This window comes from Mycobacterium sp. 20KCMC460 (assembly GCF_022179425.1).
Taxonomy (GTDB): domain Bacteria; phylum Actinomycetota; class Actinomycetes; order Mycobacteriales; family Mycobacteriaceae; genus Mycobacterium; species Mycobacterium kiyosense.
In genome coordinates, this window is the sequence record NZ_AP025524.1 from 186,644 (window position 1) to 208,217 (window position 21,574).

Genomic DNA, 21,574 nt, shown 5'->3' on the forward strand with positions numbered 1-21,574 from the left:
CCGGCGTAGCGTCAGGTCCATGACGGAGTACGCCCCCGAGTCCGTGGATCGGCTACCGTTCTCGACGCCGGACAAGTCGCAGCGCTACCGAACCGAAAACTACAGCGGCGCAACGGGTCTCAACTGGTACCTGAGCGACCCCACGCTGCAGTTCACCATGGCCTACTATTTGCAGCCCGACGAGTTGGCCGTCGCGGAGCCACACCTGGCCGACATCGGCGCGCTGATGGGCGGTCCGGTCACCCGCTGGGCCGACGAGACCGACCGCAACCCGCCCCGGCTGGAACGCTACGACCGGTGGGGCCACGACGTCAGCCGCGTCGTGTTGCCGGAGTCGTTCATCCAGTCAAAGCGCGCGGTGCTCGATGCGCAGCAGACGTTGCGCACCGCGATGCGGGACGCGGGTTTTCGTTCGACGCTGGCGCTGTTCGCGGCCAACTACCTGCTGGACGAGGCCGACATCGGGATGGCCTGCGCGCTGGGTACCGGCGGCGGCATGGTGCAGTCGCTGGTGGCCGCCTACGCACCGCCGGACGTGCGGGAGCATGTGCTGGCCAAGTTCGAGTCCGGGGAGTGGGCGGGCGAGACCGCCCAGCTGCTCACCGAGCGCACCGGCGGCTCGGATCTGGGTGCGCTGGAGACGACGGCCACGCCCAACGGCGACTCGTGGCTGCTCAACGGCTTCAAGTGGTTCGCCTCCAACTGCGCCGGCGAGGCGTTCGTGGTGTTGGCCAAACCCGAAGGCGCCCCGGATTCCAGCCGGGGCGTCGCCAACTTCCTGGTGCTGCGGACTCGCCGGGACGGCACCCGCAACGGGGTGCGGGTGCGCCGGCTCAAGGACAAACTTGGCACCCGCTCGGTGGCGTCGGGCGAGGTGGAGTTCGCCGACGCCGAAGCCTTCCTGCTGTCCGAGGAGCCCTCGGCGGACGCGGGCCCGTCCGACGGCAAGGGCCTGGGCCGGATGATGGAACTGACCAACGCCGCACGACTTGGAATCGCGCTGTTCGCGCTCGGCAACGCGCGCCGGGCTCTGGTCGAATCGCTGTGCTACGCCCGACAGCGCCAGGCGTTCGGCGGTCCGCTGATCGACAAGCCGCTGATCCGCCGCAAGCTGGCCGAGATGATCGTCGACGTCGAAGCGGCCCAAGCACTGGTGTTCGACGGCACCGGCGCTCTCAACCATCGCCAGCCGCGCAACCTGCGCCAGCGCATCGCGGTGCCGGTCACCAAGCTGCGGGTGGCCCGGCTGGGCATTACTGCTGCCTCTGACGCGATCGAGATTCACGGTGGGAACGGGTATATCGAAACCTGGCCGGTGGCAAGGCTGTTGCGTGATGCGCAGGTCAATACCATCTGGGAGGGCCCGGACAACATCCTGTGCCTGGACGTGCGGCGAGGTATCGAGAAGGTCCGTGCACACGAGACGCTGCTGGCCCGGCTCCGCGATGCGGTGTCGGTTTCCGACGACGACACCACCACCGGTCTGGTCGCCGAGCGGATCGACGATCTGGACGCGGCCGTGACCGCCTGGGAGAAGCTGGACGACGGAGTGGCCGAAGCACGGCTGTTCCCGCTGGCCCAGTTCATGGGCGACGTGTACGCCGGCGCGCTGCTCACCGAGCAGGCAGCCTGGGAGCGCGACGTCCGCGGCGACGAGCGCAAGGCGCTGGTGGCGCGGCTGTATGCGCAGCGCTACCTCGCCGACCGGGGGCGGTTGCGCGGGATCGACGCCCACGACGACGAAGCGCTGGAGCGGTTCGACGAACTCGCCGACGGCGCGCTGCTCCAGTAACCCCGCCCGACTGTGCCCGGCACGGCGCTCAATCGGCGTGTCGCGCAGCCTAATTCACACTCGCGGAAGGCGGAAGAAGCGGAAGACGCAGGGGCTAGATCGGGATCAGGCCATGCTTACGCGCCAGCCGGGCCCAGTTCTGCTTGTCACGCAGCAGGTGCAGCGACCGGCGCAGCAGCAACCGCGTCTGGTGCGGGTCGATCACCGCGTCGATGAATCCGCGCTCGGCGGCGGTCCACGGGATCGCCATGTTGAGGTTGTAGCCCTCGATGAAGTCCTTCTTGATCTGCTGCGCCTCGGGCGTGGTGGGGTCGGGGAAGCGCTTCATCAGCAGCTGCGCGGCCCCCTCGGCCCCGATCACCGCGATGCGCGCAGTGGGCCACGCGTAGTTGAAGTCGGCGGTGAGCTGGCGCGAGCCCATCACCGCGTACGCGCCGCCGTAGGACTTGCGGATCGTGATGGTCACCTTCGGTACGTCGGCCTCCACCACGGAGTACAGGAACCGGCCGCCGCGCTTGATGATGCCGCGCTTCTCCTCCTCGGCGCCCGGCAGGAACCCCGGGGTGTCCACCACGAACACCAGCGGCAGCTGGAACGAATCGCAGAATCTGATAAAGCGTGCTGCCTTGTCCGAAGCCTCGTTGTCGATCGCGCCGGACAAGTGCATGGGCTGGTTGGCGATCACACCGATCGGGCGCCCGTCCACCCGGGCGAACCCGGTGATGATGGCCGGCCCGTGCTGCGCGGCGACATCCAGGAAGTCCCCGTCGTCGAATATCCGCAACAGGATCTCGTGCATGTCGTAGGCCATGTTGTCCGAGTCCGGCACGATCGCGTCGAGCTCGAGGTCGGTCGAGGTGACCTCCGGTTCCAGTCCGGGGTTGATCACCGGCGGATTGTCGAAGCAGTTCGACGGCAGGAACGACAGGAAGTCCCGCACGTACTGGAACGCCTCGGCCTCGGAGTTGACGACCTGGTGGATGTTGCCGTAGCGGGCCTGAGTGTCCGAGCCGCCGAGCTCGTCGAGGGTGACGTCCTCGCCGGTGACCTCCCGGATCACGTCAGGCCCCGTCACGAAGAAGTAGCCCTGGTCGCGCACCGAGATCAGCAGATCGTCCTGGATCGGCGAATACACTGCTCCCCCAGCGCATTTGCCGAAGATCAGGGAGATCTGCGGCACCACGCCGGACAACGCCTCATGACGCTGGCCCAACTCGGCGTACCACGCCAGCGAGGTGACCGCGTCCTGGATCCGGGCGCCACCCGAGTCCTGGATACCGATGATCGGGCAACCGACCATTGCGCACCACTCCATCAGGCGCGCGACCTTGCGGCCGAACATCTCCCCGACGGTGCCCTGGAACACGGTCTGGTCGTGCGAGAACACCCCGACCGGGCGCCCGTCGATCAGGCCGTGGCCGGTGACCACGCCGTCGCCGTACAGCGCGTTCGGGTCGCCCGGGGTCTTGCACAGCGCACCGATCTCGAAGAAGGTGCCGGGGTCCAGCAGCGAGTGCACTCGGGCGCGGGCGCTCGGAATGCCCTTCTTCGCGCGCTTGGCGGCGGCCTTCTCGCCCCCGGGCTCCTTGGCCAGCTCCAGGCGTTCGCGAAGCTCGGCCAGCTTCTCCGCGGTGGAATGGATGACGGGGGCCGGGCCTGCTTCGGTCACTTGGCTACCTAACTCGTCCGTGCGGCGTCGATGTTCTCCAAGGCGCGGCTCATGTGTTCGCCGACCTTGGCGATGATCGGCTCGTCGATGGCCTGGATGTGCTCGCCACCGATCGGCACGACCTCGAGGTCGGAAACGTACTCGCCCCAGCCGCCGTCCGGTTTGCGGATGGCATACCGCGGCTCGAACATGATCGCGTCGTCATGGTAGCGATCGGCCATGTAGAGCGTGACATGCCCATCGAACGGCTGGATCTCAGCGGTGTCGATCGCCCGGTTGTCCAGGTACGACGTGCGCTGGTGCTCGATGATGCCGGCCGGGATCTGCACCCCGCTCTGACTGACCGCGTCGAGCACGAACCGGACCTGACCCTCGTCGTCGAGCTCCTCGAGCTGCTCGTAGGGGATCGCCGGCACGGTAACGTTGAATGTCTTCTCGGCGAACTTGGCGTAGCGGTCCCAGCGTTTGCGGACCTCTTCCTTGGTCTGCGGGATTTCCTCACCGGCGCGCACCGCGTCGATCAGGCCGACGAATCGGACGTCCTTGCCGAGCCGCTTGAGGCCGATCGCGCAGGCGTAGGCCAGCACCCCGCCCAGCGACCAGCCCACCAGGATGTAGGGCCCGTCGCCCTGCATCTCGATCAGCTTCGGTACGTACTGCTCGGCACGCTCTTCGATCGACCCCTCGACTCGTTCGAAGCCGTACATCGGGGTGTCGGCCGGGAGCCGGGCCAGCAGCGGCTCGTAGACCACCGTGGAACCGCCGGCCGGGTGGAACACGAAGACGGGCGGCTTGGTGCTGCCTTCGGGACGCGCGCGCAAGGTGCGCACGAACCCGTCGATCACCCCGGCCTCCAGGTAGCCGCGCACCTTGTCGGCCAGCTCCTCGATGTTGTGCGAGCTCTGCACGTCTTCGACGGTGATCGGGCCTTCGGCGCGCTCGGACAGCCGTTGCGCCATCCTGGCCGCCTTCTCGTCGTCCAGCTTGGGCAGCGGGTTGAAGATGCCGCCCGCCGACTTTCCGGTGATGATCGCCCAGGTGGCGAAGACGACGCGCTCGGCCGCGTCGCGCGGAGGCACGTCGGAGTTCAGCGCCTTGGCGACGGCCTCTTGGTTGAGTGCCTCGGCAGCGCCCTTGAGGTCCGCCGACTTGGGCTGCTCGCCCTGGGAGCCGTTGGCGCCGTTGGCGCCGTTGGCGCCGTTGCTGCCGTTGGCTGCCGGTCCGGCGGGGTTCGTCGGCGGCGGCGGGATCGGCACGTCCGACGGCGGCGGCACGGCAGGTGCTGCAGGTCCGGCGGGTTCAACCGGGGCCTCGGTCCCGGCGGTCGCGGCGGTCGCGGCGGCCGGCTCGGCCGGAGCCGTCTCGGGCACCTTGCCGTGCAGCAATTCCGCCTGCATCCGGGCGATGTCCTCGGCCGTCTGCGTCTTCTGGTGCTCATGCAGCGCCTCGACCTCGTCGCGGTGCTCGATCGCGTACTCGATGAGCTTCTCGACGTTGTACAGGTTGGCGTCGCGCACCGCGGTCAGCTGGATCGGCGGCAGGTCGAAGTCGTACTCGACGCGGTTCTTGATCCGCACCGCCATCAGCGAGTCCAGGCCGAGCTCGATCAGCGGCACCTCCCACGGCAGGTCCTCGGGCTCGTAGCCCATCGCCGCACCGACGATGGCGCCCAGGCGTTCGGCGATAGTCTCGCCGGACTCCGGCGACCATCGGCCCATTCCGGCCGGCATGTACCGCGTGGTCAGGCTGTCCGTCAGCGTCTCGGCGTCGTCATCGGCCTCCGGCGGCGCCGCGGCGACATCCGGTAGGGCCTGCGCGGATGCGACCGCCGTTGCGGCCCCGATGGCGGCCGGCAGCACCGCCGCTTCGGTACCGCCCCGGGTCACCAGCGCGTCGTAAACCAGCGTGAACGACTCCTCGATGCGGGCGTGGACCTGCACCGCGGCGCCACCGGGGTGGCGCGTCAAGGTCGTCACCAGCCGGGCGCCCAGGCCGGGTACCGCGCGCTGCTCGGCGGCGGTCAGCACGGCGTCGGGCAGCACCGTCGTCGCGGCGGAGCGCACCAGGGCGGCAAGGTCGGTCTTCTCCCGGGGGGCGTACTCCCACACGTGCCGGCCGTCGGGCAGCGCGACGTGGTTACCGGGCATCAACACCGAGCTGTCGCCGGCGAAGTGCGCGTCGAGCCAGTGCTCCTTGCGCTTGAAGCGGGTCGGCGGGATGTTCGCGTAATCGTCCGGCCCGTTGGCGCGGGTGAACAGCGTCCGCACGTCCAGGTCGTGGCCGTACACGTAGAGCTGGGCCATCGTCGAGATCATCGACTCGACTTCGTCCTGCTTGCGGGCCAGCGTCGCGATCAGCTGGGCGTCGTGCAGACCCGCGTCGGCGGTGGTCAAGCCGACCTGCATCAGGGCCACCGGGTTGGGCGCCAGCTCCAGGAATGTGGTGTAGCCGCTGTCCACCGCGTTGCGGATGCCGTGGGTGAAGTAGACCGAGTGCCGCATCCCCTTCATCCAGTACTCGACGTCGTGGATGGGGTCGCTGCCGGGCTTGACGAAGGTGCCTTCGTGCACGGTCGAGAAGATCCCGATCTGCGGCCGCAGCGGCTTGATGCCCTGCAGTTCGGCGGAGAACTCGCCGAGCAGCGGATCCATCTGCGAAGTGTGGCCGGCGCCCTTGGTCTGCAGCTTGCGGGCGAACTTGCCCTCGGACTCCGCGCGGGCGACGATCGCGTCGATCTGCTCGGGCGGCCCGCCGATCACGGTCTGGCTCGGCGCGGCGTAGACGCACACCTCCAGGTCGGGGAAGTCACCGAACACCGTCTTGAGTTCGTCGGCGGAGTACTCGACGATCGCCATGAACCGGATGTACTCGCCGAACAGCATCGCCTCGCCCTCGCCCATCAGGTGCGAGCGCGAGCAGATCACCCGGGTGGCGTCCGGCAGCGACAATCCGCCGGCGAAGTACGCCGACGCGGGCTCGCCCAGTGACTGGCCGATCACCGCGGCGGGTTTGGCGCCGTGGTGCTTGAGCAGCTCACCCAGCGCGATCTGGATCGCGAAGATGGTGACGTTGCTGGTTTCGATGCCGTACTCGTGCGAGTCGTCCAGGATCAGCTCGAGCACCGAGTAGCCGCGCTCGTCCTGGATCAGCGCGTCGACCTTCTCGATCCACTCGGCGAAAACCTCGTTGCGCAGGTACAGGCTCTTGGCCATCTTGCGGTGCTGCGCACCGAAACCGGCCATCACCCAGACCGGGCCGCTGGTTACCGGGCCGTCGACGCTGAACACGTTCGGTCGCTGCTTGCCCTCGGCGACCGCACGCAGACCCTTGACGGCTTCTTCGTGGTTGTGCGCCAGCACCACCGCGCGGGAGCGGCCGTGGTTGCGCCGCGACAGGGCGCGCCCGATCGACTCCAGCGACGACGACTGCCCCTCGGGGCTTTCCATCCAGTCGGCCAGCTCGGCGGCCGCCGCCTTCTTGCGGGAGGTCAGGAACGCCGACACCACCAACGGGATCAGCGGTTCTGAATGTTCTTGTGCCGCAAGCTCTTCCAGAGCAGCAGCCTTGAGGGCCAGCGCTTCTTCGGTGACACCGGGCAGCTCGTATGCCGACTCCGCGACAGGCACGGCGCCGTCGGCGATGATCTCGCCGTACTCGTCGAACCGCAGCGAGTGTCCTTCGCCTTCGGTCAGCTCGCCGCCGGCGGAGACCACCGCGGCCTGCGGCGTCGTCTCCACCTCGACCGCACGCTCCACCACGTCGCGCGGCAGCACCTCCCGCACCACCACGTGCGCGTTGGCCCCGCCGAAGCCGAAGCTGGACACCCCGGCCAGCGCGTAGCCGCCGTACCGCGGCCAGTCGGTCGGCTCGGTGATGACCTTCAGCCGCATCGCGTCGAAGTCGATGTAGGGGCTGGGGCCGGCGAAGTTGATCGACGGCGGCAGCTTGTCGTGCTGCAGGGCGAGCACCACCTTGGCCATGCTGGCCACCCCGGCGGCCGACTCGGTGTGCCCGATGTTGGTCTTGATCGCACCCAGCAGCGCGGGCCGATCGGCGGGACGGCCCTTGCCGACGACGCGGCCCAGCGCCTCGGCCTCGATCGGGTCACCCAGGATGGTGCCGGTGCCGTGCGCCTCGATGTAATCGACGGTGCGCGGGTCGATCCCGGCGTCCTTGTAGGCGCGGCGCAGCACGTCGGCCTGCGCGTCCTGATTGGGGGCGATCAGGCCGTTGGAGCGGCCGTCGTGGTTGACGGCGCTGCCGGCGATCACGGCCAGGATCTGGTCGCCGTCGCGGCGGGCGTCGTCGACCCGCTTGAGCACCAGCATCCCGGCTCCCTCGGAGCGGGTGTACCCGTCGGCGTCCGAGGAGAACGACTTGATCCGGCCGTCGGGTGCCAGCACCGCGCCGATCTCGTCGAACCCGAGTGTCACCGCCGGCGTGATCAACGCGTTGACGCCGCCGGCCACCGCCACGTCGGCCTCGCCGTTGCGCAGCGCCTGCACGGCCTGGTGGATGGCGACCAGTGAACTCGAGCACGCGGTGTCGACCATCACCGACGGGCCGCGGAAGTCGTAGAAGTAGGACACCCGGTTGGCGATGATCGCTCCGGAATTACCCGTGATCGCGTACGGGTGGGCCACGCTCGGGTCCGAGATGGCCAGGAAGCCGTAGTCGTTGTTGGTGACGCCGACGAACACGCCGACGGACTCACCGCGCAGGCTGGACGCCGGAATGCGGGCGTTCTCCAGCGCCTCCCAGGTCAGCTCCAGCGCCATCCGCTGCTGCGGGTCGATGTTGTCGGCCTCGGTCTTGGCCACCGCGAAGAACTCCGAGTCGAAGCCCTTGATGTCCTTCAGATAACCGCCGCGGGTACGCGCCTTGGCCACGCGTTCGGCCAGCCGCGGCTCAACCAGGAACTCCGACCAGCGCCCGTCCGGCAGATCGGTGATGGCGTCGCGGCCCTCCATCAGCGCCTGCCACGTCTCCTCCGGGGAGTTCATGTCACCCGGCAGCCGGGTGGACAGGCCCACCACCGCGATGTCGACCCGCTCGGCGGGGCCGTTGCGCGACCAATCCACCGCCTCGGCGTCGGCGTCCTCCGGCTGTTCGGGCTCGCCCTCGATGATCCGGGTCGCCAGCGACTCGATGGTCGGATGCTGGAACGCCACCGCGACCGACAGCGTGACGCCGGTCAGGTCCTCGATGTCGGCGGCCATCGCCACCGCGTCGCGCGAGGCCAGGCCCAGTTCCACCATCGGCACCGACTCGTCGATCGAGTCCGGCGACTTCCCGACGGCCTTGCCCACCCACTCGCGCAGCCATCGACGCATCTCGGGGACCGTGGTGATGGCCCCGGTGGCGCCCTCGTTGCTTGTCGTTGTGGCGGGCAGGTTCTCCTGGGAATTCTCGATCTCAGACTTCTCGATCTCAGACATAGTTACCTGTTCAGTCCTGTTTCAGGCCGGGGTCGGCCGATCCTAGGTGGCGAAGGCGGTCGGCGAGCTGATGCCGCTGCGCAGACTGCCGTCGATGTAGGCGGTCCGGCAGGCGCGGCGGCCGATCTTGCCGCTGGAGGTGCGGGGAATCGAGCCGGCCTGCACCAGCAGCACGTCGCGCACCGTCACCCCGTGCCCCACGGCGATCGCCGCCCGGATGTCGTCGGCAATCGGCTGGTATTCCAGCTTGTGCGCCCCGGCGGCCCGCTCGGCGACGATCACCAGTTGTTCGGAGGTGTCCTCGGGGTCGGCGGCCAGGCCGGCGTGCGGGTCGTCGAACACCTTCTGCGGCAGCTGGTTGGCAGGCACCGAGAAGGCCGCGACGTAACCGACCCGCAACGCCTTGCTGGCCTCCTGCGCGGTGAACTCGAGGTCCTGCGGGTAGTGGTTGCGGCCGTCGATGATGACCAGGTCCTTGATCCGGCCCGCGATGTAGAGGTGGCCGTTGTGGTAGGTGCCGAAGTCACCGGTGCGCACCCACATCCCGTCGTCCGGTGCTCCCTCGGCGTGCGACTCGGCGACCCGGGACTTCAGGATGTTCTTGAAGACGTGGTTGGTCTCTTCCTCTTTGCCCCAGTAGCCGACGCCGAGATTGTTGCCGTGCAGCCAGATCTCGCCGATCTGCCCGTCGGGCAGCTCGCTGGCCGAGTCGGGGTCGACGATGACCGCCCACTCGTCGACGCCGACCTTGCCGGCGGAGACCTGTGCGACGGCGTTGGGTGCGTCGGCGGCCACCTCGACGAAGTGCTGTTTGTTCAGTTCGTCCCGGTCGACGTGGATGATCCGGGGCTCTTCGTCCATCGGCGTGGTCGAGACGAACAGGGTCGCCTCCGCCAGCCCGTAGGACGGCTTGACCGCGGTGGGCTTGAGGCCGTAGGGCTCGAATGCCTTGAAGAACTTGCGCATCGAGGCCGGCGACACCGGCTCGCTGCCGTTGAGGATGCCCTTGACGTTGCTCAGGTCCAACGGCGGCTCGCCGTCCTTGGGCACCCCGCGCACCGCGGCGTGCTCGAACGCGAAGTTGGGCGCGGCCGAGTACACACCGCCGGTCTCGCCGGGCTTGCGGGCGAGTTCGCGGATCCAGCGGCCGGGCCGGCGGACGAACGCCGCGGGAGTCATGAAGGTGAAGCTCTGACCGAGCACCGGGGCGCACAGCGCGGTGATCAGGCCCATGTCGTGGAAGAACGGCAGCCAGCTCAGGCCGCGGTCGCCTTCGTTGCCTTCCAGCGCGACCAGCGTCTGCAGCACGTTCGTGGGCAGGTTCAGGTGGGTGATCTGCACGCCGGTCGGGGTGCGGGTGGAGCCGGAGGTGTACTGCAGGTAGGCGATGGTGTTCTCGTCGGCGACCGTTTCCTGCCAGGTGGAGGCGACCTCGTTGGGTACCGCGTCGACCGCGATCACCCGCGGCCGCTCCTTGACCGACCGGGCGCGGATGAACTTGCGCACCCCTTCGGCGGATTCGGTGGTGGTCAGGATCGTCGACGGGGTGCAGTCGTCGAGCACCGCGTGCAGACGGCCGACGTGGCCGGGTTCGGCGGGGTCGAACAGCGGCACCGCGATCCGGCCCGAGTACAGCGCTCCGAAGAACGAGATCAGGTAGTCCAGGTTCTGCGGGCACAGGATGGCGATGCGGTCGCCGGGCTGGGTGACCTGCTGCAGTCGGGCGCCCACGGCACGGTTGCGGGCGCTGAACTCCGACCAGAGGATGTCGCGTTCGATGCCGTCGCGCTCGGTGGAGTAGTCCAGGAACCGGTACGCCAGCTTCTGGCCACGAACCTTCGCCCACTTCTCGACGTGCCGGACCAAGTTGGTGTTCTGCGGGAACTTGATCTTGCCGTTGACAACGAACGGGTTGTGGTAGGCCATGCGCCCTCTCCTGTTACGAACTTCGCTGGTTTTCGGGCCGCACCTGGGCGGGTATTCCCGACTTGGTCAGCCCACGCCGACCGCAAATCCGCGCGCAACCCGACACCGACCCGTTCCCGGCTGGAACTTGTCGCTGTCGGCTTCGACGCGCGCGGGTCAACCACATGCTCTTAATTTTCTCTTAATGTTAAGGGCCGCTGGGCGGCAAACCAAATCACAAGGTACGCCTCATCGCAGCCGCAACCGCCGCACCAACCCGCTGTGTCCGGCGAAGTCACCCATGTTTGGGGTGCGGGGCCTTCTCCAACACCCCATGTGCCCAGTTCAACGTCCACTGGGTGGCCGACTGGCCGTCCGAGCTCCAGAAATCGGTTGTGGCATACATCGCATGAACCGGCTGCCCCGCGCCACCGGCGAGGGTGTTCAACGTGGTGGGCAGATTGGCCGGGCTGAACGCCTCCTTGGGCGCCGCGCAGATCAGGTCGCCCTCGGCGCAGATCTCGTTGGTGCGGGCGTCCAGCGCGCCGAATCCACCCGGCCGCGCGCCGGTCATGGTCAGGCCGAGCCCGGCCAGCACCGGTACCTCGTGCAGGGTCACCTCCGCGCCCACCCCGGGCGGAGTCGGCGGGATGTTGTTGCCCACTCCACCTTCGCGGCGGCCGTCGGCGATCAAGGTCACCCCGAGCACCAGATCCTCGTCGACGGGTCCGCGGCCGTTGCCGATGTCGCTGGCGACGTCGCCGGCGATGACCGCGCCCTGCGAGAACCCGATGATCACGTAGCTGGTCAGCGGGCACTTGTTGTTCATGTCGGTGATGGCCTTGACGGTCGCGCGGGTGCCTTCGGCGCGGCTGTCGTTGTAGGTCATCTGGTCGTCAGCGCTCAGCGGGTTCCGGAACTGCGCCGTGTAGGGCACGGTGTAGGTCTGCACCCTGGCCTGGTCGAATTGCTGCCGGATCGGCCCGGTCACGTTGAGCAGCAACGCCTTCGGAAACTGCACCGGGTTCAGCGGGTCGTCGGTGGGCCAAGATTCCCAGGTGCCCGGTACCGACACCAGCTGCACATCGGGGCAGGACGCGTCCTGCGAAGCGGGCCGCGGTTTCTTGTGTTGGGAGCTCGGCGACGGACCCGGCGGCAGTATGCCCGGCGGCACCGCGCTGGGCGCGGTGTTGTTGTTACGCAACAACGTCACCGCGGCGATGATGACCATCGTCACCGCCAAGGCCATCGAGGCGGCTGCCAACCAGGCCAGACGTCGTTGGCGTTTGCGGCGGGTGGTGTTGGCCATGCTCTCCTGCTAACACAGTCCGGTAGGAGCCCGGAGGTCCCTGGTGAATGGGCTGGGCGACAAGCGCACCGTCGCGCCCTGACTCACCCCGCGCAGCCAGGCCTCGGAATCATGGACCCGCTACTGCGCTCTCTACACGGTACCGGCCCGTGTCCGCGCACCATCCGCGCGCCTTACCGGACGATCGGGCCGCCGATCAGCGGATGGCGCCGACGATGTCCCCGGACATGGCGCCCAGCTGGCCCGCCCACGAGCCCCAGCCGTTGTCGCCGCCGCCCGGGAAATCGAAGTGGCCGTTGTGGCCACCGACCTCCCGATAGTGCTGGTAGAACATCCGGGCGTTGCCCATCGCCGAATCCCCGGCGCCCAGCATGGCGGCGGGATTGCTGGCCGCACCGGTGGTCGGGCTCCAGACCCAGACGCGGGTGTTGTTCTGCGCCAGCAGCGCCTCGTGCACAAACGGGTCGTGCCATTTCCACCGGCCCAGCTGTGGGGCTCCCCACATGCCGGCGCCGTCCACCCCACCGAACTGCTGCAGGCCGGCCATGATCGCGCCGTTGGTGGAGGTCTCCGACGGGTACAGGAAGCCGGACAACGAGCCGGCGAAACCGAAGCGGTCGGGGTGAAACGTGGCCAGCGCCATCGCGGCGTAGCCGCCCTGCGAGGCGCCGACGACGCCGTGTCCACCCGGGGCCAGACCCTTGTTGGCGGCCAGCCAGTCGGGCAGCTCGCTGGACAGGAAGGTGTCCCACTGCTTGCTGCCGTCCTGCTCCCAGTTGGTGTACATGCTGAACGCACCCCCGGCCGGGGCGACCACCGAGATCCCCTTGCCGGCCAAGGTGTTCATCGCGTTGCCCGCGGTGACCCAGTTGCTGACGTCGGGGGCGGCGTCGGCGGCGTCCAGCAGGTACACCGCGTGCGGCCCGCCCGCCAGGAACGCCACCGGGATGTCGCGGCCCATCGCGGCCGAGGGCACCATCAGGGTTTCGTACGGGGCTGCCTTCGCGGTGCCGGTCGACCCCGACGGGATTCCCGCGATCGCGCCCAACGTGATCGACAGCACGCCGACGCAGAGCAGTCGCAGCAGCACGGACAGACCCCTCATGTGCACCTCCATCGTGTCCGGCTACCGCCCCGGTGACAGGCCCCCGGTAACACCTGGCCCGGAAAGTAGCTAACCACACCGGTATCGGCGGGATAAAGAGGAGCTCACGAGCTGATAACAACGGCGGCGACCCGATATGGGTCGCCGCCGTCGTTTGAGTTGCGTCAGTAACGCCTAGTGGTGACCTAGGTGCCCTGGCCGGCCGCCGGAGCGGGAGCGGCGGTGGCAGGCCCGGCGCCGGGGGTGGCCCCCAGCGTCGCCTGCAGGTCGCCCTTCATCGCGTTCAGCTGCTGGCCCCAGTACTCCCAGCTGTGTGTGCCGTTGGCGTCGAAGTTGAACACCGCGTTGTGTCCGCCGGCAGCGTTGTAGGCCGTCTGGAACTTGATGTTGCTGTCGCGGACGAAGCCCTCCAGGAACTTCGCGGGCAGGTTGTCGCCACCCAGCTCGGACGGCTTGCCGTTACCGCAGTACACCCAGATGCGGGTGTTGTTGGCGACCAGCTGGCCCACCTGCAGCGTCGGGTCGTTGCGCTGCCAGGCCGGGTCGCTCGTCGGGCCCCACATGTCGTCCTTCTTGTAGCCACCGGCATCGCCCATGGCCAGGCCGATCAGCGACGGGCCCATCCCCTGCGAGGGGTCCAGCAGCGCCGACAGCGAGCCGGCGTAGACGAACTGGCTGGGGTGGAAGGCGGCCAGGATCAGCGCGGACGAACCGGCCATCGACAGGCCCACCGCAGCGCTACCGGTCGGCTTGACCGACTTGTTGGCCGCCAGGTACGCGGGCAGCTCGCTGGTCAGGAAGGTCTCCCACTTGTAGGTGGTGCAACCCGCCTTACCGCAGGCCGGCTTGTACCAGTCGGAGTAGAAGCTGGATTGCCCGCCGACCGGCATCACGACCGCCAGGCCGGACTGCAGGTACCACTCGAACGCCGGGGTGTTGATGTCCCAGCCGTTGAAGTCGTCCTGGGCGCGCATGCCGTCGAGCAGGTACAGAGCCGGCGCGTTGGCGCCACCGCTCTGGAACTGGATCTTGATGTCGCGGCCCATCGCCGCGGACGGCACCTGCAGATATTCCACCGGCAGGCCCGGCCGCGAGAACGCACCCGCGGTCGCCGAGCCGCCAGTGACATTCAAGACACCGACCAGACCCGACAGCAGGACCGCTGCTGCGGCGCCCACCATGAGTCGGCGCGGCATACCTGTCACGGCGCCACGAAACCTGTCAACAAGCTTCATCCTTGCTTCCTCATCCTCATCCTTTGTGGGCACATCCTTACGCATCGCTGTGCTTGGGGGCATGTCCCGAATTGGGTCAGACTGCACGCACGCGGCGCTGCAGTGCTCGTTCAGTGAACCACACGTTGCGGCACCCGCTCTCCCCCGGGACGTCGCCGGCGGCGCGATCGGACCCGGTTCGGGTCTTATTGACGCTGCTGAAACCGGGTCCTGGAACGGTATTTATGCATGTGCCGACAGTCGGTGGGGCGCTGGTAACGGGTCAGATGTGAAGTTGCTGGCAGTCCCGGGCCGAGTGCTGTGGAAACCGTTTCTGGTACGGGTGAAAAAAATTTCGGCGGAAGACGCCGGGGGTTCGCCTTCAGTCGCGGGGCGGGGTGGGCGGTAACCGCGGAACCTCGAGCCCACATTTGATCAGCTCGTTGAGCGGAATCCGGTCGATCCGGTACTGGGTGAACTCGTAGGCGTGCAGCACGTTGGACACGAACCGGCGCATGGTCAACGGTGCGCGAACCGAGTTGAGCACCGCCTGGGTGGCGGGGCATTTCAGGGCCGCCTCCGCCTCGGCCACCCACTGCTGGTCGAGGTAGGCCGGGATGCCCGGCGGCCATTTCACCCACGGTCCGTCGGCCACCACCCAGTCGGGGAACAGGTTCTTGTCGTGGCCGATCCGGCCGTGTTTCAACCGTTCGGTGTGCGCGGCCAGCGGATTCGCCAGGCCGATCTGGTCGATCACCCGGACATTGAGGCCCACGTTCATGCCCACCATGCCCAGGTTGGTGAAGAACACCGTGTGCTGCGGCTTGAGGTCGGCCGGGATGCCCGGGGCGCTGCCCGGCGGGATCATCGGCACCAGGTCCCACTGGGTGTAGTTGCCCGACGGCAGCAGCAGGGCGCCCTGCGGGGTGTTGTCCAGGGCCACCAGCACGGCGGCCATCCGCGGGTAGTCCAGGTAGTCGGCGGCGGTCAGCGGATGCGCCCGGCCGGTGGCCTGGGCATAGAAGCGGCGTTCGTCGACGATTCCGGTGTAGGTGACATGCGTGGCGTCGTCGCCCATGCCCGGCGAATTCGCCGCCCACAACGACCATCCCGCGACGCCGAGCCACAGCGCGCTGACCGCGCCGGCCAGCCAGTAACCGGTCTCGCGGCTGACGTCTTTCCCGTCCGGGATCAGCACCGGGATCACGGCGACCGGCGCCAGCAAACAGAACAACGGCACCAGCAGCACCCGCCCGTGCATGAAGTCGCCGCCCTGACGGATCCAGTAAAGGGCCTGCAACAGTCCGCTGACCAGCATCCACAGCACCACCGCCGTCGGGCTCTGCACCGACCGGGCCACCCGACCGTAGTCGGGCGCCAGCGCGGGACGCAGGAATGCCGGCCGCCGGCGCATCAGCATCAGCACGATTCCCAGCGGCACCAGCAGCACGAGCGGCACCCACAGCAGGTACGGCTGGTTGAAGTTGGACAGGTAGATTAACCCCTGCGACCACTTGTCGCCCCCGGCGTCCTTGGCCAAGGCGGTACCGGGCACCAGCAGGCCGTAGTAACCCATCCGGAAGATCTGGTAGGCGACCGGCAGCAGGCCACCGGCCAGCACGATCAGCGCCCGCCGTCGCCAGTTGCGCGCCGCGATCAGCATCATCACCAGCGCGGCCCCGCCGATCAGCGCCAGCTCCGGGCGCACCAACACGCTGCAGCCCGCGACGAACGCCAGCGCGACGATGAACGCCCGGTTTTCCGGACGGACCCGCAGCGGCTGCGCCCAGCAAACCATCATCCACCAGAGCAGACCCAGATAGGCCAGCGCCAGCCCGCTTTCCAGGCCCGAGGTGGCGAAGTCGCGCGCGGGCGGCACCGCGATGTAGACCAACACGCCGGCGGGCAGCATGACGGCACGGCGGCTGCGCAGGCTGGGTGCGTACAACCGACCGGTGCCCAGCATCAGCAGCACCACACCGAGCACCGACAACGTCAGGGCGACCGCCAGTGCCACATATTCCAACCGCAGCGGCCCACCCACCCAACTGCCGACGTAGAGCAGGTAGGTCCAGATGGTGGAGGTGTTGGCCTCCACCCGCTCACCGGCGTTGAACACCGGCCCGTTGCCGGCCAACAGGTTGCGTACGGTGCGCAGCACGATCAGCCCGTCGTCGGCGATCCAGCGGCGTTGCCAGGCACCCCAGCCGAACAGCGCCGCGACGACGACCACGCTGACCCACAGGCTGACGCGGGTCGTCGTTCCGTAGGGGAACACCGGCCACTTGATCCGACGGACCGCCGGTCGGCGGGTCCCTACCTGCAGTGCCGCCGCTTGCAGCGCCCTGAATCGTTGACTAGCCGAAAGCAACAGCAGCACCCACTGTTGCGATCCACGCCAGCGCCAGCAGTTGCAGCACCCGGTCGCGCAGCGCGATGTCCTCGGGCTCCCCGGCCAGCCCGCCGTCGACGTCCACGGCGTAGCGCAGGATCGCGATGGTGAACGGGATCATCGACACCGCGTACCAGGATCCCTTGTCGCCGTCGCGCTCGAACGCCCACAGCCCGTAGCACAACACCACCGCGGTGGCCGACATCGTCCAGACGAACCGCAGGTAGGTGCTGGTGTAGCTTTCCAGCGACTTGCGGATCTGGGCGCCGGTGCGCTCGGCCAGTTGCAGCTCGGCGTAGCGCTTACCGGCCACCATGAACAACGACCCGAAGGCCGCCGTCAGCAGAAACCATTGGGACAGATGGGTGTTGGTGGCCGCGCCGCCGGCGATGGCGCGGATCAGATAGGCCGACGACACGATGCAGACGTCGAGCACCGCCTGATGTTTGAGCCCGAAGCAGTAGGCCAGCTGCATGACGAGATAAACCGCCATCACCACCGCCAGGTTCGGTGTCAACCACCACGAAATACCCAGCGAAGCCGAGCCCAGCAGCACCGCCAGCAGATACGCCAGCCATTCGGGTACCACCCCGGCGGCGATCGGGCGGTACTTCTTGGTGGGATGCTCCCGATCGGCCTCGACGTCGCGGACGTCGTTGACGAGGTATATCGCCGACGCCGCCAGGCTGAACACGGCGAAGGCGACCGCGACCTCGGTCGCCAGCTTGGCGAAGTCGTATTGGCTGCCGCGGCCGGCGGCGGCCAGCGGCGCGGCCAGCACCAGCACGTTCTTCACCCACTGCCGCGGGCGGATCGCCTTGATCAACCCGGTCACCAGGTTGGTCGGCGGTCCGGGCACCTTGGCGGGCTTCTCGTTGGCCGGCTTCTCGGCCCGTTCGACCACGTCGCCACTCATCGCGTCCACCCCTTTCGGGCTGCGCCGTCCACCCGGACGGCTATCGCGGCCACACCCGCGCCCAGCGCGATCCCGGCCGCCACATCGCTGGGGTAGTGCACGCCCAGCAGGATCCGGGACAACGCCATGGGTGGAATCAGCGCCACGGGCAGGGGGCTGCCGGTGGCCCTGCTCATCAAGAGGGCCGCGGCCGTCGTGGAGGTGGCATGCGCCGACGGGAAACTGAGCTGGCTGGGGGTGCCGACGTTGACCTCTACCGCCCGATGGTGGGGCCGTTTCCGGCGCACCACGCGTTTGACCACCACGGCCGCCGCGTGGGCGGCGAACGCACCCGCACCTGCCACCAGCCACTCCCGGCGCCGCCGCGGCCACAGCAGCGCGCCCAGCAGGGCCACCGCGAGCCAGCCGATGCTGTGCTCACCGAAATGGGACAGCGCGCGCGCCACGGTCAGCGCCCCCGGCCGATCGGCCAGCGCGGCTTGGACGGCCACCATCGCGGCGACTTCGCCGGACGGCGGTTCCTCCGCCGGGAGTGCGTCAGCCATGTCGGGGCTCGTGAGTTGCCGCTCTGGCGGCCGGCTCGGGGCACTTGTCGCTTTCGGGGCGCAGTACCGTCTCCCACTTCTGCTGGCTGGACAGCACCGGCAGCGCCTGCCGGTACACCCTTCGCATCTCGTCGAAGCGGCGCGCCAGTTGCCGCTGCCGACGCAACGACTGGGTCAGCAACGTGAACATCTTGGCCCGGTCGCGCTGGCGGTAGACGACGCCGCACCCGTCGGCGGTCGTGACGGTCACGCCGTCGACCGTGCACAACCGGAACCAGCGCGCGTCCTGGGTCGGCACGTTGTACTCCGGACGTTCGTGGTGCGCCGGATTGGTGGGCTTGAGGTTGTGCAACACACCGCGGGCCAGCCGGTAGCTGATCACCAGCGGGTTGACCGGCGGCTTCATCACTTTGTTCTTGTGCAGCGGCGCCGGGAGTTCGCTGGCCGCCGGCAGCACCACCGCGTCCGGGTAGGCCTTGCGCAGGCGATGCACTTCCGGCAGCGCCGATTCCAGGATGGAGAAGATGTGCTCCGGCCCGGCCAGGAAGTCGTCGATCGCCCGGTTCTGGATCTCTACCGTCGAATACTCAAGGCAGGCAAGGTGTTTCAGTGTCGCCCGGAGGTGGCTGCGGACCAGGCCGGAGACGTCACCGTCCCAGTGCATCGCGGCGACCACCAGGCGATTGCGCAAGTGGAAGTACGCCTGCCAGTCGATGGCGTCGTCCTTATCACTCCACGCCATGTGCCAGATCGCGGCACCGGGCAACGTGACGGTGGGGTAGCCGTGCTCGGCGGCCCGCAGCCCGTAGTCGGCGTCGTCCCACTTGATGAACAGCGGCAACGGCTGACCCAGCTCCTCGGCGACCTGCCGGGGGATCATGCAGGTCCACCAGCCGTTGTAGTCGACGTCGATGCGCCGGTGCAGCAGCTTGCTCTTGTCCTCTTTGTCGCTCAGCGGATATTCGGCGAAGTCGTGGTCGTACTCGGCGTGCGCCGCCGCCGTCCACATGAAGTTCGACCGATCCACCACCTCGCCCATGATGTGCAGGTGGGACGGCTCCTGCAGGTTGAGCATCTGCCCGCCCACCAGCATCGGGGTCTTGGCGAACCGGCTCATCGCCAGCACCCGCAGGATCGAGTCCGGTTCGATGCGGATGTCGTCGTCCATGAACAGGATCTGTTGGCAGTCGGTGTTTTTCAGCGCCTCGTACATCACCCGGCTGTAGCCGCCGGAACCGCCGAGGTTGGGCTGGTCGTGCAGGGACAGCCGGTCGCCCAGCCGCGCGGCGGCGGCCGGGAAGTCCGGGTGGTCGCGCACCTTCCGGGTGCCCTGGTCCGGCACGATCACCGCGCCGATCACCTCGTCGACCAGCGGGTCGGCGGTGAGTTCGCGCAGCGCGTTGGCGCAGTCGGCGGGGCGGTTGAACGTCGGGATGCCCACGGCGATGTTCGCGGTGCCCGGAGCCGGGATCGGCGCGTACCACCCGCCGCCCAGCAGGGTCACCTTGCTGTCGGTGGTGACGTCGAACCAGATCCAGCCGCCGTCCTCGAACGGACCCAGGCCCACCTCGATCTCGAGGGTCTCCGGGGCGTCCTCGGTACCGGCGAAGCCGCGGCCCTCGACGAAGATGCGGGCACCGGTGGCCTTGGTCCGGTACAGGTCGACGCGACCGGAGCCGGTCAGCTCGACGCGCAGCACCACCGAGGTGCAGATCGACCAACGCCGCCAGTAGCTGGCCGGGAAGGCGTTGAAGTAGGTCGCGAACGACACCTCGGACTCGGCGCCGATCTGCAGCGACGTACGGGTGGTCGCGTGCGCACGCCGCGCGTTGGTGGTCGACTCCTCGAGGTACAACTTGCGCACGTCCAGGGGTTCGCCGGGACGCGGCAGGATGATGCGGGACAGCAAGCTGACGGCGGTCATTCCGGGGCTCCCACGAGCGGAACGCCGTCCCTGAGGTGCGGCGCGAGGACGTTGTCGTACATGCTCAAAGCGCTGGCGATGGCCATATGCATATCCAGGTACTGGTAGGTGCCCAAGCGCCCGCCGAACAGCACCTTCGCTGCCGCGGTCTCGGACTTCGCCCTGGCCCGATAGGCGGCCAACAGGGCGCGGTCGGCCTCGGTGTTGATCGGATAGTAGGGCTCGTCGTCGTCTTCGGCGAACCTGGAGTATTCGCGCATGATCACCGTCTTGTCGGTCGGGTAGTCACGCTCGGGGTGGAAGTGGCGGAACTCGTGGATGCGGGTGTACGGGACGTCCGCGTCGTTGTAGTTCATCACCGGGGTGCCTTGAAAGTCCCCGCAGTCGCCGAGCACCTCGAGCTCGAAGTCCAGCGTGCGCCATCCGAGCCGGCCTTCGGCGTAGTCGAAGTAGCGGTCCAGCGGGCCGGTGTACACCACCGGGGCGTCCGGGCTGGCCGCGCGCAGTTCGTCGCGCACGTCGAACCAGTCGGTGTCCAGCCTGACCTCGATGCGCTCGTCGGCGGCCATATTCTGCAGCCAGGCGGTGTAGCCGTCGACCGGCAGGCCCTCATAGGTGTCGTTGAAGTACCGGTTGTCGAAGGTGTAGCGCACCGGCAGCCGGGTGATGTTGGCCGCGGGGAGTTCCTTGGGGTCGGTCTGCCACTGCTTGGCCGTGTAGTGCTTCACGAACGCCTCGTAGAGCGGCCGGCCGATCAGCGAAATCGCCTTCTCTTCGAAGTTCTGCGCCTCGGCGCTGTTGATCTCGGCGGCCTGCTCGGCGATCAGCTTGCGCGCTTCCGCCGGGGAGTAGTAGCGGCCGAAGAACTGCGCCACCAGGCCCAGACCCATCGGGAACTGGTAGGCCTGCCCGTTGTGCATGGCGAACACCCGGTGCTGGTAGCCGGTGAAGTCGGTGAACTGCTGCACGTAGTCCCACACCTTCTTATTGGAGGTGTGGAAAAGGTGCGCCCCGTACTTGTGCACCTCGATCCCGGTCTGCGGCTCCGGTTCGGAGTAGGCGTTACCGCCGAGGTGCGGGCGCCGCTCCACGACGAGGACGCGCTTGTCGAGCTGGGTAGCCACGCGCTCGGCGATCGTCAGGCCGAAAAATCCGGAGCCGACGACGAAGAGGTCGAAACGAACGTGGGGGTCGAAACGAGCGGTCATCGGTTGCCTAGGGTATCCGACCTCGCCGCCGAAACCCGATTAGGCGGGTCGCGCGGGGCCGGGTTTTAGCAGGTGCGAGAGGACCGGATCCCAATATGTCGGTGCAACGTCACACCTGTGAACCACTCCCCTCACGATTCGGTCTCGCCACACTAGT

General features: G+C 68.2%; 12 protein-coding genes. 1 reads left to right on the plus strand and 11 read right to left on the minus strand.

The features are described 5' to 3' along the window. The first annotated feature begins 19 nt into the window (after positions 1 to 19). On the plus strand, positions 20 to 1,792 hold the full coding sequence (locus tag MKCMC460_RS00925; RefSeq protein ID WP_238305202.1) for an acyl-CoA dehydrogenase family protein: 1,773 nt from the start codon (positions 20 to 22) through the stop codon (positions 1,790 to 1,792). Between the two features lie 94 nt (positions 1,793 to 1,886). On the opposite strand, the gene MKCMC460_RS00930 is transcribed toward MKCMC460_RS00925, so the two are convergent. From MKCMC460_RS00930 to glf, 11 genes are all read right to left on the minus strand, one after another. Continuing rightward, a complete protein-coding gene (locus tag MKCMC460_RS00930) occupies positions 1,887 to 3,461 on the minus strand; it encodes an acyl-CoA carboxylase subunit beta (protein WP_236979073.1) in 1,575 nt (524 codons plus the stop codon). 8 nt (positions 3,462 to 3,469) lie between these two features. Beyond that, positions 3,470 to 8,899, minus strand: a complete 5,430-nt coding sequence (gene pks13 / locus MKCMC460_RS00935; protein ID WP_238305203.1) for a polyketide synthase Pks13 — start codon at positions 8,897 to 8,899, stop codon at positions 3,470 to 3,472. Between the two features lie 42 nt (positions 8,900 to 8,941). Continuing rightward, entirely contained in the window at positions 8,942 to 10,825 is a 1,884-nt protein-coding gene (fadD32, locus tag MKCMC460_RS00940) for a long-chain-fatty-acid--AMP ligase FadD32 (RefSeq protein WP_236979077.1), read from the minus strand. Positions 10,826 to 11,099: 274 nt separating this feature from the next. Then, a complete protein-coding gene (locus MKCMC460_RS00945) occupies positions 11,100 to 12,113 on the minus strand; it encodes a cutinase family protein (protein ID WP_238305204.1) in 1,014 nt (337 codons plus the stop codon). Positions 12,114 to 12,309: 196 nt separating this feature from the next. Then, complete coding sequence (locus MKCMC460_RS00950) at positions 12,310 to 13,218, minus strand: alpha/beta hydrolase-fold protein (RefSeq protein ID WP_236979079.1); 909 nt, start codon at positions 13,216 to 13,218, stop codon at positions 12,310 to 12,312. Between the two features lie 185 nt (positions 13,219 to 13,403). Then, positions 13,404 to 14,453 carry an esterase family protein gene (locus tag MKCMC460_RS00955; RefSeq protein WP_236979081.1) on the minus strand — a complete coding sequence of 350 codons (1,050 nt, stop codon included), beginning with the start codon at positions 14,451 to 14,453 and terminating at the stop codon, positions 13,404 to 13,406. 361 nt (positions 14,454 to 14,814) lie between these two features. Next, on the minus strand, positions 14,815 to 16,773 hold the full coding sequence (gene aftB / locus MKCMC460_RS00960) for a terminal beta-(1->2)-arabinofuranosyltransferase (protein WP_370653130.1): 1,959 nt from the start codon (positions 16,771 to 16,773) through the stop codon (positions 14,815 to 14,817). 16 nt (positions 16,774 to 16,789) lie between these two features. After that, positions 16,790 to 17,740: a decaprenyl-phosphate phosphoribosyltransferase gene (locus MKCMC460_RS00965; RefSeq protein WP_236979083.1), complete on the minus strand. Its 951-nt coding sequence runs from the start codon at positions 17,738 to 17,740 to the stop codon at positions 16,790 to 16,792. Then, a complete protein-coding gene (locus tag MKCMC460_RS00970; protein ID WP_238305205.1) occupies positions 17,737 to 18,285 on the minus strand; it encodes a phosphatase PAP2 family protein in 549 nt (182 codons plus the stop codon). Before MKCMC460_RS00970 ends, MKCMC460_RS00965 begins: the two co-directional genes overlap by 4 nt. Continuing rightward, positions 18,278 to 20,209 (minus strand): glycosyltransferase, encoded by a 1,932-nt coding sequence (locus tag MKCMC460_RS00975; protein ID WP_236979085.1) that lies wholly within the window; start codon positions 20,207 to 20,209, stop codon positions 18,278 to 18,280. Before MKCMC460_RS00975 ends, MKCMC460_RS00970 begins: the two co-directional genes overlap by 8 nt. Beyond that, the gene (gene glf, locus MKCMC460_RS00980; RefSeq protein WP_236979087.1) at positions 20,206 to 21,417 is read right to left on the minus strand and encodes a UDP-galactopyranose mutase; all 1,212 of its coding nucleotides are present in this window, start codon (positions 21,415 to 21,417) and stop codon (positions 20,206 to 20,208) included. The genes MKCMC460_RS00975 and glf overlap by 4 nt, the downstream gene beginning before the upstream one ends. Between the last annotated feature and the right edge of the window lie 157 nt (positions 21,418 to 21,574).